Source organism: Croceicoccus mobilis, from assembly GCF_001661965.1.
Taxonomy (GTDB): domain Bacteria; phylum Pseudomonadota; class Alphaproteobacteria; order Sphingomonadales; family Sphingomonadaceae; genus Croceicoccus; species Croceicoccus mobilis.
This window is the reverse complement of the sequence record NZ_LYWZ01000022.1, coordinates 945,001-948,469: the sequence shown is the minus strand read 5'-3', so window position 1 is coordinate 948,469 and position 3,469 is coordinate 945,001. Positions and strand designations below refer to the sequence as shown.

Genomic DNA, 3,469 nt, shown 5'->3' with positions numbered 1-3,469 from the left:
CCGAGAGTGCGTCCGACTGATCGCCGACACATCGATCTCCGGCGCCAGGGTCGGGCGGGAGCTCGATGCAGCGGTCTTTGATCGGATGGCGCGGCCCCACACGATTGTCAGCGACAATGGGACAGAACTCACCAGCATGGCGATCCTGCGCTGGTCCAAGGAGCGCAATGTGGAATGGCACTACATTGCGCCGGGCAAGCCATACCAGAATGGGTTCATCGAGAGCTTCAACGCGCGGCTGTTCTTGAACGAGACGATCTTCACCAGCCTCGCCCATGCCCGCCAGGAGTTGGAGGCATGGCGACACGACTACAACCACTTCCGGCCCCACTCGAGCCTCGGAAACAGAACTCCGGCCGAGATCGGTGCCGGATCAAACGGCAAACCGTATTGGGGGCATGCCCCCAATACGGTTGTTGCCATCACGCCCAGCGATGGGCATCAAAACGGCCCAAGGCTCTACTCGTAACTGGTAGAAACTTCGGGCTCAGACCAACACGCTGAATGGTCCAAGTTTCAGGTGGCAGAGCAATGATGTCGAGGCGGAAGTCGAACTCGACCCGGCACACGTGGTGGGTCTGGCGGCCACGAAGGCGCCGGCGCATGATCTAGGTGCAATGAGGAGTTCTATATCGGTGGTTGCGGGGGTTGGATTTGAACCAACGACCTTCAGGTTATGAGCCTGACGAGCTACCGGACTGCTCCACCCCGCGTCACCGTGCTGCTGGGCAGCGTAGAGACTAAAAAGCCGCCGCTCGGTAATATCCGGCAGCGGCTTTTTGGAAGTCATGTGAATGGGTTTTTCGCTGACACGCCGGCTTCAATGCCTGGCGACGACCTACTCTTCCAATGCTTGAGCATTAGTACCATCGGCGCAGTCTGGTTTCACGGCCGAGTTCGAGATGGGATCGGGTGGGTCACAGACGCCATGGTCACCAAGCAATGAAGCAGGCGTGGCAGCGTTTTTAAATCGATGCACCCTTGAGGGTGAATATCTGGTCGAGGATCGTCCACATCAAAGACAGGACTGTCATTGATGATGTGGAATTCTCAAGCGCGAACAGAACTATTAGGACCGGTTAGCTCCATGCGTTACCGCACTTCCACACCCGGCCTATCAACGTCGTGGTCTACGACGGTTCGAAGATACCTAATCTTAAGGGAGGCTTCCCGCTTAGATGCTTTCAGCGGTTATCCCGTCCATACATAGCTACCCTGCGGCACCCTTGGCAGGATGACAGGTACACCAGAGGTATGTTCACCCCGGTCCTCTCGTACTAGGGGCAACTCCTTTCAAGTATCGACGCCCACGGCAGATAGGGACCAAACTGTCTCGCGACGTTCTGAACCCAGCTCACGTACCACTTTAATTGGCGAACAGCCAAACCCTTGGGACCTGCTCCAGCCCCAGGATGTGATGAGCCGACATCGAGGTGCCAAACGATTCCGTCGATATGAGCTCTTGGGAATCATCAGCCTGTTATCCCCGGCGTACCTTTTATCCGTTGAGCGATGGCCCTTCCACGAGGGACCACCGGATCACTATGACCGACTTTCGTCTCTGCTCGACTCGTCAGTCTCGCAGTCAGGCAGGCTTATGCCATTGCACTCTTGCAGCCGGTTTCCAACCGGCCTGAGCCTACCATCGCGCGCCTCCGTTACTCTTTAGGAGGCGACCGCCCCAGTCAAACTACCCGCCACAGAGGGTCCCTACGCCGGCTAACGGCGCGAGGTTAGATATCAGAAAACAGCAGGGTGGTATTTCACCTATGGCTCCACGTCAGCTGGCGCCAACGTTTCAAAGCCTCCCACCTATGCTACACAACTCTTTCCTAATACCACTCTGAAGCTGCAGTAAAGGTGCACGGGGTCTTTCCGTCTAACCGCGGGTACTCCGCATCTTCACGGAGAATTCAATTTCGCTGAGCATATCCTGGAGACAGTGGGGAAGTCGTTACGCCATTCGTGCAGGTCGGAACTTACCCGACAAGGAATTTCGCTACCTTAGGACCGTTATAGTTACGGCCGCCGTTTACTGGGGCTTCAATTCGGAGCTTGCACTCCTCCTCTTAACCTTCCAGCACCGGGCAGGCGTCAGACCCTATACGTCGTCTTGAAGCCGACTTAGCAGAGTCCTGTGTTTTTGCTAAACAGTCGCTACCCCCTGGCCTGTGCCCCCTCCAACTACTTGCGTAGAAAGAGGGCCTCCTTCTTCCGAAGGTACGGAGGCAATTTGCCGAGTTCCTTCAGGATACTTCTCTCAAGCGCCTTGGTATACTCTACCTGACCACCTGTGTCGGTTTCGGGTACGGTCTATATGGAGAGGCTATTTCCTGGGACAACATGGCTGCCCTCTCAATCCGATAAGAGAGAACAACTTCCGCAATCCGTCACACATCTCCAGGCCCACGAATATTAACGTGGTTCCCATCGACTACCCCCTTCGGGCTCGTCTTAGGGGCCGGCTCACCCTACGCTGATTAGCATTGCGTAGGAACCCTTGGTCTTTCGGCGACAGGGCATCTCACCCTGTTTGTCGCTACTCATGTCAGCATTCGCACTTCCGATACGTCCACGACCCATTACCAGATCGCTTCACTCGCTTACGGAACGCTCCGCTACCGCTCATAGTAAACTATGAACCCTAAGCTTCGGTGCATCACTTTAGCCCCGTTACATCTTCGCCGCAGGAACCCTTATTTAGACCAGTGAGCTGTTACGCTTTCTTTAAAGGATGGCTGCTTCTAAGCCAACCTCCTGGTTGTTTTGGGATTCCCACATGCTTTCCCACTTAGTGATGACTTGGGGACCTTAGCTGTAGGTTAGGGCTGTTTCCCTTTTGACGACGGACCTTAGCACCCGCCGTCTGTCTGCCAGACTAGACTCGATGGTATTCGGAGTTTGGTTAGGTTTGGTACAGCTCGCGCCGCCCTAGCCCATCCAGTGCTCTACCCCCATCGGCAAACATCTGACGCTCTACCTCAATAGATTTCGCGGAGAACCAGCTATTTCCCGGCTTGATTGGCCTTTCACCCCTAAACACAACTCATCCGAGAATTTTTCAACATTCACCGGTTCGGTCCTCCAGTGCGTGTTACCGCACCTTCAACCTGGTCATGCATAGATCGCCGGGTTTCGGGTCTAATTCATCATACTCAGTCGCCCTATTCAGACTCGCTTTCGCTGCGCCTACACCTAACGGCTTAAGCTCGCATGATAAATTAAGTCACTGACCCATTATGCAAGAGGTACGCTGTCACCCCCTAAAGAGGCTCCAACTGCTTGTAAGCATTCGGTTTCAGGTACTGTTTCACTCCCCTAATCGGGGTGCTTTTCACCTTTCCCTCACGGTACTAGTTCGCTATCGGTCATGTACGAGTATTTAGGCTTGGAGGGTGGTCCCCCCATGTTCAGACAGGATTTCACGTGTCCCGCCCTACTCAAGTCCTGTATCCTCATTTTCGCATAC

Annotated in this window: 1 protein-coding gene, 1 tRNA gene and 2 rRNA genes (1 of these 4 cut by a window edge); 1 reads left to right on the top strand and 3 read right to left on the bottom strand. The window is 54.8% G+C overall.

What is annotated here, in order from left to right; genetic code table 11:
• Window positions 1-469, top strand: a 469-nt coding sequence (locus A9D13_RS12100; RefSeq protein WP_156521949.1) for an integrase core domain-containing protein, incomplete at its 5' end; no start/stop codon positions are given.
• A gap of 167 nt (window positions 470-636) precedes the next feature.
• Here the strand turns inward: A9D13_RS12100 and A9D13_RS12095 are convergent.
• The 3 genes from A9D13_RS12095 to A9D13_RS12085 form a co-directional block, all read right to left on the bottom strand.
• Window positions 637-713 (bottom strand) — tRNA-Met (locus tag A9D13_RS12095).
• A gap of 112 nt (window positions 714-825) precedes the next feature.
• Window positions 826-940, bottom strand: a 5S ribosomal RNA gene (gene rrf / locus A9D13_RS12090).
• A 109-nt stretch (window positions 941-1,049) separates the two neighbouring features.
• Window positions 1,050-3,469: ribosomal RNA gene (locus tag A9D13_RS12085) — 23S ribosomal RNA — on the bottom strand (it continues 372 nt past the right edge of the window).